Origin of the sequence: Eikenella sp. NML070372 (genome assembly GCF_001648415.1) — a bacterium.
GTDB lineage: Bacteria > Pseudomonadota > Gammaproteobacteria > Burkholderiales > Neisseriaceae > Eikenella > Eikenella exigua.
In genome coordinates, this window is record NZ_LXSN01000004.1 from 710,636 (window position 1) to 723,731 (window position 13,096).

Genomic DNA, 13,096 nt, shown 5'->3' on the forward strand with positions numbered 1-13,096 from the left:
ACAAATCATGACCAATCAAACTATAACCTAAACCAATACTATCTGCCCGCCACACTTACTGCGGCGGAATACATCATACGAGATGTGTCTGACGGCTGGATTATCCGCTATATGTACTCCCCGGCACTTCGTTGTTCTTCATCGTGGTGTATCTGCTATATTCCGCGGCCTGATTTACGGCTCGTTCAAAAAACCGCGCGAGCTCGTGTGGGTGTGTAGCGCGCTGATTTTCCTCGCCCTGACGGCGGAAGCCTTTCAGATGTCGTTTGGGGGCACGCAGGTAATCATCAACCTGTTCGGTGCCATTCCCGTAATCGGCCCTGATTTGTCCACTTGGATTCGCGGCGACTTTAACGTTTCCGACGTTACGCTCAACCGCTTCTTATGCCCTGCACGTGATGGCCGTGCCGCTGGTGCTGGTCGGTTTGGTGATGGCGCATTTGATTGTGCTGCACGAAGTGGGCTCCAACAACCCAGACGGCGTGGCAATCAAGTGTAAATCAAAAAGCTGAAAGACGAAAACGGCATCCCGCTCAACAGCTTCTCCTTCCATTCGTATTACACCATGTAAAAGATATTTTGGTTCCTGATTGTGTTCTACTCCATCATGTTCTTCGCTCCTGAAAGCGACCGCTTCCTCGAAGCGCCCAACTTCAACGTGGCCACCTCACTGAAACCTCCGGAGCACATCGCCCCGGTATGGTATTTCACCTCGTTCTACGCCATCTTGCGCGCCGTTCCCTCGTTTCCTGGCACGTAGATGTGAGGTGTAACCGGCATGGGCGCGGCAGTGATTCTGATTGCCCGCCTGTCTGGCTCAACCGCTCGCCGGTAAAGTCTGTGCGCTACCGTAACACCACCTTCAAAACCTTGCTGGTGCTGTTCCTGTTCGCCATCATACTGCCGCTGGCCTACTTCCTGAAGAAGGAATAAAGGAATACTGGAAAAACGTGCACTAAGCATACCTCAGCAAGAAACACAGCTTGGAAACAGCTTGTGTTTTTTGGGGAAAGAGGCTACCTGAAACCATAAACCACCAACAAAGAAAGCAAGCCGCAGGCCGGATGCTGGTATCTAACAAAGCGCCTGATATACTGAATACTTCAAATCACAGCAGCTATATTTTTAGGTAGCCTCAAACCGATTCAGGCTACCTGAACCCCAATCAAAGAGCCACCGAATGCAAGACCTCATCGAAGAAGCCTACCGGCTGTTTGCTCCCTATACAGTCCGCTTCCCTCTCAATATCTGCACCTGCGAATGCTGCACGCCTAAAGACTGCCAACGCGAACTGCTGCGCTACCGATTACGCGAGATTCCTGCCAACAACCTGGTCGGCTATCTGGGCAGCGTGCCGCTGGCAGACGAAGCCGCCACCGCGCGCGATATGAAGCATTTCCCGCCACGCATTTTGCAGGCCTTGGTAAACGACGAAGATGTGCACCCCACCGATGAAATGCTGCTCGACAAATTGCGCTGCAACCTGCCCGAATGCTGGCCGGAAGATGAAATCCGCTGGCTGCACTGCTTCGCTGCCGCTTGGTTTGCACACCAAATTGCCGCTTCGCGCTACGAAGGCTGTCTGTCCGCATGGCTGGCCATGTTCCACTTTGCGGGCCTAGACGTAACCGACAAGCTGCTCGCTCTGTGGACACAGTCTGCTTCTGAAACCAACGCCCTGCGCGAATTTATCGGCCTGTATCTGACCATACCCTATGGTGCAAACGAACCGGACTGGGATAAAGCCTGTTATCTCCCCGACCATCGCCCGCATCGTGAGCATCTAGTCACCAAACTTTCCGTCTGGTTCGCCGCCACGCACACCCGCGCCACCTTTCGCCGAGCCTCTAAGCAAGCCTTGCTGGCCGGCCGCGAAAAACCGGAAGAAACCCTGCTTTGGGAGCAATGCTACGACTGGCTGGCTTGAAGGCTACCTGAAAAACCGGCCGAGCAATTTGAGCCATATAGCAATTCACGTTGTTTGAGCTTTACTGCTGCACCGCTTGCAACCAACCTTGAGCTTACAGTAGGGCAGCATGGCCACTTTGCTTGCCAATAAAAAGCATCTTCTGAATAAAAGCAAATCCGTCATCCATCCTCCTGCCAAAGGCTAGCTGCAATCTGCCGTCCGGTTTTGGCTTACTTTCAGGTAGCCTGCTTATTGTGCGTTATAATCCCGCTGTTTTCATTTCACATAAACGGTTGCCCAAATGTGCAAAACCCTCCTCCTCGTTGACGGCTCTTCTTATCTTTACCGCGCTTATCACGCGATGGCGCAGTTGTCTGCGCCTGACGGTGCGCCGACGGGTGCGCTTTATGGCGTGTTGAATATGTTGCGCCGGCTGCGGGCGGATTATGTGCACGATTATTGCGCGGTGGTGTTTGATGCGAAGGGCAAGAATTTCCGCCACGAGATGTTCCCCGACTACAAGGCGACACGCCCGCCGATGCCGGACGATTTGCGCCCGCAGGCGGAAGCCTTGCCGGATTTGGTGCGGTTGATGGGCTGGCCGGTGCTGGTGATTCCGCAAGTGGAAGCGGACGACGTTATCGGCACGCTGGCGGCGATGGCCGGCGAAGCAGGTTGGAATGTGGTGGTATCCACCGGCGATAAGGATATGGCGCAGCTGGTGAACGAGCGTGTAACGCTGGTGAACACGATGAGCGGCGAAAAGCTGGACATTGAAGGCGTAAAGGAAAAATTCGGCGTGCGCCCCGATCAAATCCGCGATTATCTCGCGCTGATGGGTGACAAGGTGGACAACGTGCCGGGCGTGGAAAAATGCGGCCCGAAAACGGCGGTGAAGTGGCTGGAAGCCTACGGCTCGCTGGCTGGTGTGATGGAGCACGCTGCGGAAATCAAGGGTAAGGTCGGCGAAAACCTACAAGCCGCGCTGCCCCAACTGCCGCTGTCGTATGATTTGGTGACGATTAAAACCGATGTGGACTTGTACGCCGAGCTTTCAGACGGCCTCGAAAGCCTGCGCCGCACTTCGCCGAAATGGTCGCAGCTTGCGGTCGATTTCAAACGCTGGGGCTTCCGCACTTGGCTGAAAGAAGCGGAAAGCCGTATGCACGAAGCGGCGGACGGCGATTTGTTCGGCAGCGATACGATAGGCGAACAGGCAGCGTTGGACATGGAAACGTCGTCTGAAAAAATCATAGAACATGTCCCCGCCCCAGAAAAGCTGGATTATCAATCCGTTACCACCGAAGCGCAGTTTGCCGCCTTGTTGGACAAACTGTCGCAGACGGACAAAATCGGCATTGATACGGAAACTACGTCCCTAGACGCGATGAATGCCTCGTTGGTTGGCATCAGCATCGCGTTCCAAGCAGGAGAAGCGGTTTACATCCCTGTAGGACACAGCCTGACTGCTGCACCCGAACAGCTTGATTTACAATACGTATTAGGCCGTCTGAAACCGCATTTGGAAAACCCCGCCCTGAAAAAAATCGGGCAAAACCTCAAATACGACCAACACGTTTTCGCCAACTACGGCATCGCCCTGAACGGCATTGCCGGCGACGCCATGCTCGCTTCCTACATCATCGAGAGTCATCTCGGACACGGATTGGACGAATTGTCCGAACGCTGGCTGGACTTGGAAACCATTACCTACGAATCGCTGTGCGGCAAAGGCGCGAAACAAATCGGTTTTGCCGACGTCGCCATTGAGCAGGCAACCGAATACGCCGCCCAAGACGCAGATTTCGCCCTGCGCCTCGAAGCGCACCTGCGCGCGCAGATGGACGCCAAACAGCTTGAAATGTATGAACAAATGGAGCTGCCCGTCGCGCAGGTATTGTTTGAAATGGAACGCAACGGCGTGCAAATCGACCGCACCGAACTCGCCCGCCAAAGCGCGGAACTCGGCTCGGAACTGGTAAAACTCGAAGAACAGGCCTACACCGCCGCCGGACAGCCGTTCAACCTCAACTCGCCCAAACAGCTTCAAGAAATCCTGTTCGACAAAATGGGCATCCCCACCAAAGGCCTGAAAAAGACTGCCAAAGGCGGCATCTCCACCAACGAAGCCGTGCTCGAACAGCTCGCACCCGACTACCCCTTGCCCAAAATCATCCTGCAAAACCGCAGCCTGGCGAAACTCAAATCCACCTACACCGACAAACTGCCCGAAATGATTTCCCCCAAAGACGGCCGCGTGCATACCACCTACGCCCAAGCCGTCGCCATCACCGGCCGCCTCGCCAGCAACAACCCCAACCTGCAAAACATCCCCATCCGCACCGCCGAAGGCCGCCGCGTGCGCCGCGCCTTCACCGCACCGCAAGGCAGCGTCATCGTTTCCGCCGACTATTCCCAAATCGAGCTGCGCATCATGGCGCACCTCTCCGGCGACAAAACCCTCATCGCCGCGTTCCAAAACGGCGAAGACGTACACCGCCGCACCGCCGCCGAAGTATTCGGCACCGCCCCCGAAAACGTCTCGTCCGAACAACGCCGCTACGCCAAAACCATCAACTTCGGTCTCATTTACGGCATGGGCCAATACGGCCTCGCCAAATCGCTGGGCATAGACAACCTGTCCGCCAAAACCTTCATCGACCGCTACTTCGCCCGCTACCCCGGCGTCGCCGAATACATGCAGCGCACCAAAGAACAAGCCGCCGCCCAAGGCTTCGTCGAAACCCTGTTCGGCCGCCGCCTCTACCTGCCCGACATCCGCAACAAAAACGCCAACGCCCGCGCCGGAGCCGAACGCGCCGCCATCAACGCCCCCATGCAAGGCACCGCCTCCGACCTCATCAAACGCGCCATGATAGACGTGTCCCGCTGGCTGGTTTCAGGTAGCCTGAAAAGCAAACTGATCATGCAGGTGCATGACGAATTGGTACTGGAGGTACCCGAAGCCGAACTGGATTCAGTCAAAGAAAAACTGCCGCAGATTATGGCGAAAGTGGACGAAGGGATGTTGAAAGTGCCACTGGTGGCTGAGGTAGGCGTGGGAATGAATTGGGAAGAGGCACATTAAAAAGGTTAGTTACATTTATTGATTAACACAAAAAGGCTACCTGAAATTTTCAGGTAGCCTTTCATCTCAAGTACTAAACTGCTCTTACTGCGTCAGCACATCCACACCCTGCGGCGGGGTAAAACGGAATTGGCTGCGGGAGAGGTTGGATCTGGTATTCAGATTGTTGAATTTGATAGTGGTTTGGTTGCCAAAGCTGTCTTTTAAGCGCATTTCGGCCAGATCGTCACCTTTGAAGCCAAGGCGGAGGTATTGGTAGCCGGCGTTGGAATGCTTTGGCGTGGCCAATACGTAGTCGATGCCGCCGGCGGAGCCGTCTTCTTTCAGGGTGTAGCTGGCGGAGAGGGCGTCTTTATTGGAGAGGATGGCGGCGGGGCTGTCGCCGATGGCTTGGTTTTGCGCGGTTTTGGTGATTTGCGCCAAATCAATGTCGTAGAGCCAAATGTGGCTGCCGTCGCCTACGATGGTTTGTTTGTAGGGGCTGGTATATTCCCATTTGAAGAGGCCGGGACGCAGGATGCTGAAGCGGCCTTGGGCGTTGCGGGTTTTGTTACGGCTTTGCACGCTTTGGCTGAAGCTGCCGCTGATGCCGTCGGTGTCGGCGTTGAATTTTTGCAGGGCTTCGATGCCGCCGGCCTGGGCGCTGCCGATGGCTATTACCAAAACGGCTGCGGCAACAAGGCGGAAGGTTTGGTTTTTCATCATTTTTCCTTTGTGCGAATCAAAACGGAATACGGCGCATTGTACCAGCTTGGGCGTGGCGGGGCAGGGCGGTAGGAATTGTGAAGATAGCAGGGCAAAGGAATTTTTCCGCTGCGGCAAGGCATTAGGCAAAATAGGGTGGCGAATTTTTAACCGGATTTTATTCCTACGCTATAATTCACGGCTGCGGTAAGCGGCGGAAAAGGTTGCGGTAGATGCAGCGAGCCGCAGACAATACAGATAGCACGGTAAGGCGAGCCAACGCGGTAGCATCCTCATTTTAATTCACTATACTTTTCAGGTAGCCTCATCCGCCTTCTTTGGAGAACCTTATGATTCAAGCTGTATTATTCGATTTAGACGGCACATTGGCCGACACTGCGCTGGATTTGGGCGGCGCGCTCAACCGCCTCTTGGCCAGAAACGGCCTACCCGCCGTACCGATGGCGCAAATCCGGCCAGTGGCCAGCCATGGTGCCAACTATCTGATTAAGCTGGGCACGGGCATTGAAAAAAGCCACCCCGACCACTCGCGCTGGCGGCAGGAATACCTGGCCGAATACGAACACGGCTTTTGCGATGAAACCGTGTTGTTTGAAGGCATCAACCCCATGCTCGAGCAGCTCGCCCGCCGCCGCATTGCCTGGGGTATCATCACCAACAAGCCGCACCGTTTCACCAGCCTGCTCGTGCCCGAGCTGGGCTTTATCGCCCCGCCTGCCGTGGTGGTGAGCGGCGACACCTGCGCCGAGTCCAAACCCAGCACGCTGCCGATGCACCACGCCTGTCGGCAAATCGGCATTGCACCTGAGCGCTGCCTGTATGTGGGCGATGCCGAACGCGATATGGTGGCGGGCAAAAACGCCGGGATGGCCACTGCCTTGGCCAACTGGGGCTACATTGCCGAGAGTGACCCGGTGCACGAATGGCCGGCCGATGCACGGCTGGATGCGCCCGGGCAGATTTTGGATTTGCTATAGCCGAGTAGCTTAACCTTTACCTAATGGAGAACATCTTAATGAAAAAAATCAGCTTATTGCTGCCTATCTGCGCCACACTGGCCTTGAGTGGCTGCTTTATGTCGCAGAAATCGTAAATCATGCACCGCGAAGAGCTGTATAACGCACAAGACCAGGCTCAACTACGCATTTACGGCCACGATGTAGTGCACATGATCCCGAACAGCAGCTGCGAACAATGGGCAGAAAACAAGGCCGACGCCGCCACACCAGATTTACTGGTGCCCTGCCGCACCGCATCCGCAACCTTTCGGTGGGCATGCCTGCTACTCAGCGCAGCAACACCGTGAATGCCGATACCGGCGTGGTGTTCCGCGAGTCGTATAAAGAATTTGTGGTGCCCGCTGGCAAACCGCTGGTGCTCGATGGCGCGTTTCCCAGTAAAACCACCAGCCAGGTACACCGCTGTTACACCGCCAGCAGCCTCACCCCGCAGGCTGGCAAGAATTACGAAATACAGTATTCGCGCGGCGGGAACAGCTGCGATGTGGCTGTAGTGGAAATCCTGCCGCGAGCCGAAGGCAAAGTGCACCCCACCCGCCCTGCGCCCATCCTCCAGTATTGCCCGATGCCGGGAATCAGCTATTAAGCAGAAAAATCTACCTGAAAGTGCAGGTTTCGGAGACGCTCAAGCAGCAATCCAGTTTTCAGCTAGCCTGTTATTTGCATAGAGTCTACCTGAAAGCATCGATCACAGTTTCAGGTAGCCTTCCTTCCTAAGGAAAGCTCATGTCCTTTTCCCTTATCATCATCGGCGACGAAATCCTGCATGGCAGCCGCCAAGACAAACACTTTGCCTTTTTCAAACAGCTGCTCAAAGAGCGCGGCCTGCTGCTCGACTCCGTGCAATACCTTCCCGACAACCGCCAAATCCTGGTACACCGCCTGCGCCAAAGCTTTGCCGAAAGCCTGCCCACCTTTGTTACTGGCGGCATCGGCAGCACGCCTGACGACCACACCCGCCAAGCTGCTGCCGAAGCCCTTGGCTTATCGCTGATACTGCACCCGCAGGCTGCCGCCAACATCGAAACCGTATCCCTCAAACACGGCAACAGCCTCGACAGCCACGGCCACCAAATCCGCCTGCGCATGGCCGAATTTCCCCAAGGCAGCGGCCTGATTCCCAATCCCTACAACAGCATCGCCGGCTTTTCTATCCGCGAACACTACTTCCTGCCCGGCTTCCCCGTAATGGCACAGCCCATGGCAGCTTGGGTACTCGACGAATACTACGCCCATCTCCAACACCAAACCGAACGCCGCAGCGTCAGCGCCTGGATCGATTTGCCCGAATCCCGTATCAGCGCCCTGATGGCCGACATCGAACAGCACTACCCCGGCATCCGCAGCTTCAGCCTGCCTGCCACCCCCACCACCCAGCAGCGCTACTGCCTGCTGTTCGGCCTCAAAGCCGAAGGGGAAGCTTGTAGCCGGCTGGATGCAGCTTGGCAGACAGCCGAAGCCAGCTTGAAAAAGCAGGGCGCCACACAGATTGAGCTGGCGCCAGAAGACGTGTAAACAGAAAGAAATCGGTTTCAAGTAGCCTTCAGCATGATTGAGGCTACCTGGAATTTTTTATAACTAAAGCACTTCATACTGCTTTATCTCGCCTTGTTGTACTAGCTGTACTGTCTGCGGCTCATTGCTTTGCGTGAAACAATAATTATTTCATACATATACCCTAACCACGCTGTCAATCGGAATGTCGGATTCGAGGCCCTGGCTTACAGGAGCGGCAACATAAAGGCTACCTGAAGCTATTTTCTTCCTTAACTACGCCGGCGAGGAAATCTTATGGCAACAAATGGCGGCAAACATGCGGGCATTTCAACCCCGCCAATTTTGCAGCACCCATTTGATGTCGTCACCCAGCTGCTCGACGCTTATGGTGTGCCAATTGGACTCACAGCTGAGAGCGGCAGGGTTTTCAGGTAGCCTGAACAAGGTGGACGATTGCGTGCCGCCGAGCAGTTTGGGCGCTTGATAGCAGACGATTTCGTCCACCAAATCCTGCGCCAAAAATGCGCTGCCCAGTGTGGCTCCGGCTTCCAACATCAGCTCGCCGATGCCGCGCCCAGCCAAATCGGCCAGCACAGCATTCAGGCTGAGCCGGCCTTGGGCGTCAGCTTTCAAACGGCAGATTTCGGCGGCGGCGGGCGCGGGGCTGTTGGACAAGGTATAGATGAGCGTGGGAGCACTGCCATCGAGCAGATGGCTGCCGGCAGGCAGGCGCAGGCGGCTGTCAAGCAGCACGCGCAGCGGGGGGCGCAGGGTGGGGAAGTCGCGCACGGTTAGGCGCGGGTTGTCGGCCAGAGCGGTGCCGATGCCGGTGAGCACGGCGCAGCTTTCGGCACGCTGGATTTGCACGTCGTGCCGCGCCGCTTCGCCGGTAATCCATTGACTTTGGCCGTTGGCAAGCGCGGTTTTGCCGTCGAGGCTGGCGGCGGTTTTCAGCTTCACAAATGGGCGGCCGCGTTCGATGCGGGAAAGGAAGCCGCGGTTGAGCTGCCGTGCTTCGCGTTCCATCAGACCGCAGGCTACCTGAATACCGGCGGCTTCAAGCATAGCCAGCCCTTTGCCCGCCACCAGGGGGTTGGGGTCTTGCATGGCGGCCACCACGCGGCGCACTCTGGCGCGGATCAGGGCTTCGGCGCAGGGCGGGGTGCGGCCGTGGTGGGCACAGGGCTCGAGGGTAACGTAGGCGGTGGCGCCTTGCGCGGCGCTGCCGGCCTGGCGCAGGGCGTGCACTTCGGCATGCGGCTCGCCGGCCTTGAGGTGGAAACCTTGGCCGACAATCTGCCCACCCTGCGCAATCACACAGCCGACGCGCGGGTTGGGCGAAGTGGAAAAACGGCCTTGCCGGGCAAGGGCAAGGGCTTGCTGCATCAGGGCGTGGTCGGCGGGGGAGAATTGGGGCATTTTGAGTAAGGGGCGGATAGGGAAACGGGGTAAATAAGGTTTTCAGGTAGCCTTTAAACGGCCAGAAAGGCTACCTGAAAACGAAGCGAAGCGGAGTTTCTGCGAAGCTAAAAAGATGCCGATGGTTTCAGGTAGCCTCACGGCTGAAACGGCAGGCCGAAGTGGCTGTAGCTGCGTTCGGTAGCCACGCGGCCGCGCGGGGTGCGCTGGAGGAAGCCTTGCTGGATGAGATATGGTTCGATCACGTCTTCGATGGTGTCGGGGCTTTCGCCGATGGCGGCGGCGATGTTGTCCAAGCCGACGGGGCCGCCGGCAAATTTGTGCAGCACGGCTTCGAGGAATTTGCGGTCCATCATGTCGAGGCCTTCGTTGTCCACATCGAGCATTTGCAGGGCGGCATCGGCCAGGGCGGCATCCACGCAGCCGTTGCTTTTCACTTCGGCGTAGTCGCGCACGCGGCGCAGCAGACGGTTGGCGATGCGCGGGGTGCCGCGGCTGCGGCGGGCGATTTCGAGTGCGCCGTTGTCGGCCAAGCTCATTTGCAGCAGGGTGGCGGAGCGGGAAACAATGGTGGCGAGGTCGGCGCTGCTGTAAAACTCGAGGCGGGAGACGATGCCGAAGCGGTCGCGCAGGGGGTTGGTGAGCATACCGGCACGGGTAGTGGCGCCGACGAGGGTAAAGGGGGGCAGGTCGATTTTCACGCTGCGGGCGGCGGGGCCTTCGCCGATCATGATGTCGAGCTGGTAGTCTTCGAGGGCGGGATAGAGGATTTCTTCCACCACGGGGCTGAGGCGGTGGATTTCGTCGATGAAGAGTACGTCGTGCGGCTCGAGGTTGGTGAGCAGGGCGGCGAGGTCGCCGGCGCGCTCGAGCACGGGGCCGCTGGTTTGGCGCAGGTTGACGCCGAGCTCTTTGGCGATGATGTGGGCGAGGGTGGTTTTGCCCAGGCCGGGCGGGCCGAACAGGAGGGTATGGTCGAGGGCTTCGCCGCGCTTTTTGGCGGCTTGGATGAAGATGCCGAGCTGCTCTTTGGTTTTGGCCTGGCCAATGTAGTCGGCGAGGGTTTTGGGGCGCAGGGCGCGTTCGAGCTGCTCTTCCTGGCTGGAAATCTGGCGGGCGGTGATGAGGCGTTCGGGTTCGGCGGCGGTGAGGGAATCGGTGTGGAGCATGATGGGGAATGGGTTTCAGATGGCCTTAGTGGTTTAATTTCATTGCGGTTTTGTTTTAGCTCCGCAAAAGCTCTGCCTTGGCTTCGCCAAAATATCACTTTCAGGTAGCCTGTTGGGCGAGGAAGGCTTCGATTGATCCGGGCCGGCGTTAACTGTTTTCCAGCCATTCCGGCAGCCATTCGGTGATGCATTCCATTTCGCCGGTACGGCGGATGAAGGTGCCGGGCTGGGGCTCGTCGACATATTCTTGCTGGCGGACGAGGACGAGCGGAGCTTCGCTGCCGGGTTGTTGCCGGGCAAAGGCGAGGGCTTCGGCATGGTGGCGAAAGCATGGAAGTAGTCGTCGCCTTCATATAAATCGGGGACGCCGCGCTCGGGATGGCACCATACGCGGTATTCGAGCACGTCATCGTAGAAATAGCCACTGCCGGAATGGCAGTGGGCAGGGTAAATACCCACTTTTTCAGGATAGGTGGCGGATGGGTAGGGGGATTGGCTCATTTTGTGCGGTGCTTGTTTGGAAAATAATCAGAAGGCTACCTGAAATAGCAGCCTTCTGTTGCTGGGCTAGGGGGCAGATGCACCCTTCGGCGGGGCGGAAGCGGCTGAGGCGGTGGCAGGCGCAGATGCCGGCGTGGCCGGGGTACTGGAATCGGCGGGCAGGGAGCTGTCGGGCAACAGGTTTTCATCGGCCTGCGATTCGATGCGCTTGCCGTTCATGCTAAAGGTTTTGTTGCGCACGACGATGTGGGTGCTCACGATTTGGTTGCCATCGATTTTCAGGTAGCCTTGCCGTGCCATGCTTTCGAGCACGCTGTCGAGCCACAGGCGCACGGCTTCTTTGATTTCGTGGTCGGCATCGGGCAGGGAGGGATCGACACTGATGTAGTTTTTAGCTTGGGCGACGGTGAGCCGCTCGATCACTTGCTGCGGTACGACAATGTGGAAATCAGCATCGGTTTGGGCGAGCATTTTATTGATGTCGTTCAAATCAGCGGTAGTGAGGTTGCTGAATTTGAGTTCGCCGTTGCCGCTTATCATGCCTTGCGGGGTGGTGAGGTCGAACTGTTTGAGCCGGATAACGGGATCGTTGGTGAAAAGGCCGGCGGCTTCGTTGCGCAGGCTGGCGAGCAGGGCTTCGCGCATTTGCTCGTCGCTGAGGCGCTGGGTGACGAGCTGGTCGCGGCGGGTTTTGAGGGCGGCAAGGCTTTCGGCATCGAGGTGTTCGGCACTCACGTGGATGGCCAGCGGGCCATAGTTGTCGCTGCCGTAGTTGAGCTTGGCGAAGCCGAATTTGCCTTCGGTGTTCACCCAGCGGCCGTCTTGATCCATGCGGGTTTCGATTTGCAGGTCGTTGAGGGTGATTTTGGCGGGCGGTACTTGGCCGTAGGGGTTGATGAAGCTGCCGATTTGCAGGTCGGACACCATGTTCAGTACATCGTTGAGACGAATGTCGTAGTTGATGCTGTCTTTCCACTCCACTTCTACTTGACTGAGGGAGAGCTTGCTGCTGCCCAAGGCAAGGTTGTGGCTGCCTTCGCGGGTTTCGGTGTGCAGCTGGAGGTTTTTATAGGAAATACTGCCTTTATCAGCCAGGGTGATGGTAAGGCCGGGGTTGTTCAGACTGCTTTGGTATTCGGTGAAGTATTTGGCGTAGTCGGTGCTGCCTTCGAGGCCTTGCCAATTAATGGCGATGCCGGAGAGCTCTTGGTATTTGAAGGCGGGCACCTGCCAAGTGAGGCGGCCGTTGCCGTTGAGTTGGATCACATTGCGCAGGCTGGCGGGGGCTTGGCTGCCGAAGAAGCGTTGCAGTATTTCGCGGCTTTCGGGTTGGAAAACGAATTCGGTGTCTACCACGGCGCGCACGGGCATGCCGCCGTCGGCAAACAGGCTGTGTTTGATGTTGCTCTCCAGCGTGATGGACTGGGTGAGGATGGTTTTGATGTTGTCGGGCAGTTTGTCTTGCAGCTGAGCCAGGAAGGTGGGTTTGAAGCGCACCACGGTGGTTTCATGCGAACTGAACCAGCCGCGCTCGTAGCGGCGGGATTCGACTTGCAAGAAGGATGTGTGGCTTAGGATTTCATGCTGTTTGTTCAGGCTTTGTTCGGCTTTGATGCCAAGATAGTAGGGCGCGCCGAGAAGCAGAGCGGCCAGCAGCAGGACGAGGCCGGAGAACAGCCAAAGGAGTTTTTTCATACAACAACCAAAATGCGTGATATTAGGAAAGCGCAAGGATAACACCAAAACGGGGCACTGTCTTGATGCTGGGCAAGCAAGAGGCTGCCTGAAA

General features: G+C 57.1%; 10 protein-coding genes and 1 pseudogene. 6 read left to right on the top strand and 5 right to left on the bottom strand.

The genetic code is table 11. The features are described from left to right. Positions 1 to 24: 24 nt before the first annotated feature. The 3 genes and pseudogenes from A7P97_RS05230 to polA form a co-directional block, all read left to right on the top strand. Positions 25 to 900: pseudogene (locus A7P97_RS05230) on the top strand (cytochrome bc complex cytochrome b subunit); the annotation flags it as partial. 280 nt (positions 901 to 1,180) lie between these two features. Further along, positions 1,181 to 1,927, top strand: a complete 747-nt coding sequence (locus A7P97_RS05235) for a hypothetical protein (RefSeq protein ID WP_067530673.1) — start codon at positions 1,181 to 1,183, stop codon at positions 1,925 to 1,927. Between the two features lie 283 nt (positions 1,928 to 2,210). Beyond that, positions 2,211 to 4,997: a DNA polymerase I gene (gene polA, locus A7P97_RS05240; RefSeq protein WP_067530674.1), complete on the top strand. Its 2,787-nt coding sequence runs from the start codon at positions 2,211 to 2,213 to the stop codon at positions 4,995 to 4,997. A gap of 84 nt (positions 4,998 to 5,081) precedes the next feature. Here polA and lolA read toward each other — a convergent pair whose 3' ends face one another. Next, complete coding sequence (gene lolA, locus A7P97_RS05245) at positions 5,082 to 5,699, bottom strand: outer membrane lipoprotein chaperone LolA (RefSeq protein ID WP_125080221.1); 618 nt, start codon at positions 5,697 to 5,699, stop codon at positions 5,082 to 5,084. Between the two features lie 332 nt (positions 5,700 to 6,031). Between lolA and A7P97_RS05250 the strand changes: the two genes are divergently transcribed. From A7P97_RS05250 to A7P97_RS05260, 3 genes are all read left to right on the top strand, one after another. Next, positions 6,032 to 6,679, top strand: a complete 648-nt coding sequence (locus A7P97_RS05250) for an HAD family hydrolase (protein WP_067530675.1) — start codon at positions 6,032 to 6,034, stop codon at positions 6,677 to 6,679. 217 nt (positions 6,680 to 6,896) lie between these two features. Then, complete coding sequence (locus A7P97_RS05255) at positions 6,897 to 7,307, top strand: hypothetical protein (protein ID WP_067530676.1); 411 nt, start codon at positions 6,897 to 6,899, stop codon at positions 7,305 to 7,307. Between the two features lie 140 nt (positions 7,308 to 7,447). Further along, the gene (locus A7P97_RS05260) at positions 7,448 to 8,236 is read left to right on the top strand and encodes a molybdopterin-binding protein (protein ID WP_067530677.1); all 789 of its coding nucleotides are present in this window, start codon (positions 7,448 to 7,450) and stop codon (positions 8,234 to 8,236) included. A gap of 309 nt (positions 8,237 to 8,545) precedes the next feature. Here the strand turns inward: A7P97_RS05260 and ribD are convergent, their stop codons facing one another. From ribD to A7P97_RS05275, 4 genes are all read right to left on the bottom strand, one after another. Then, complete coding sequence (gene ribD, locus A7P97_RS05265) at positions 8,546 to 9,637, bottom strand: bifunctional diaminohydroxyphosphoribosylaminopyrimidine deaminase/5-amino-6-(5-phosphoribosylamino)uracil reductase RibD (RefSeq protein WP_067530678.1); 1,092 nt, start codon at positions 9,635 to 9,637, stop codon at positions 8,546 to 8,548. Positions 9,638 to 9,774: 137 nt separating this feature from the next. Next, on the bottom strand, positions 9,775 to 10,806 hold the full coding sequence (ruvB, locus tag A7P97_RS05270; protein ID WP_067530679.1) for a Holliday junction branch migration DNA helicase RuvB: 1,032 nt from the start codon (positions 10,804 to 10,806) through the stop codon (positions 9,775 to 9,777). 39 nt (positions 10,807 to 10,845) lie between these two features. Beyond that, positions 10,846 to 11,307 carry a hypothetical protein gene (locus A7P97_RS09710; protein ID WP_197474173.1) on the bottom strand — a complete coding sequence of 154 codons (462 nt, stop codon included), beginning with the start codon at positions 11,305 to 11,307 and terminating at the stop codon, positions 10,846 to 10,848. 66 nt (positions 11,308 to 11,373) lie between these two features. Continuing rightward, complete coding sequence (locus tag A7P97_RS05275) at positions 11,374 to 13,002, bottom strand: YdgA family protein (protein WP_067530680.1); 1,629 nt, start codon at positions 13,000 to 13,002, stop codon at positions 11,374 to 11,376. Positions 13,003 to 13,096 lie beyond the last annotated feature (94 nt).

Coding starts and splice junctions, on each gene's coding strand:
- A7P97_RS05235 (WP_067530673.1), top strand. CDS start 1,181: ATGCAAGACCTCATCGAAGAAGCCTACCGGCTGTTTGCTCCCTATACA.
- polA (WP_067530674.1), top strand. CDS start 2,211: ATGTGCAAAACCCTCCTCCTCGTTGACGGCTCTTCTTATCTTTACCGC.
- lolA (WP_125080221.1), bottom strand. CDS start 5,699: ATGAAAAACCAAACCTTCCGCCTTGTTGCCGCAGCCGTTTTGGTAATA.
- A7P97_RS05250 (WP_067530675.1), top strand. CDS start 6,032: ATGATTCAAGCTGTATTATTCGATTTAGACGGCACATTGGCCGACACT.
- A7P97_RS05255 (WP_067530676.1), top strand. CDS start 6,897: ATGGGCAGAAAACAAGGCCGACGCCGCCACACCAGATTTACTGGTGCC.
- A7P97_RS05260 (WP_067530677.1), top strand. CDS start 7,448: ATGTCCTTTTCCCTTATCATCATCGGCGACGAAATCCTGCATGGCAGC.
- ribD (WP_067530678.1), bottom strand. CDS start 9,637: ATGCCCCAATTCTCCCCCGCCGACCACGCCCTGATGCAGCAAGCCCTT.
- ruvB (WP_067530679.1), bottom strand. CDS start 10,806: ATGCTCCACACCGATTCCCTCACCGCCGCCGAACCCGAACGCCTCATC.
- A7P97_RS09710 (WP_197474173.1), bottom strand. CDS start 11,307: ATGAGCCAATCCCCCTACCCATCCGCCACCTATCCTGAAAAAGTGGGT.
- A7P97_RS05275 (WP_067530680.1), bottom strand. CDS start 13,002: ATGAAAAAACTCCTTTGGCTGTTCTCCGGCCTCGTCCTGCTGCTGGCC.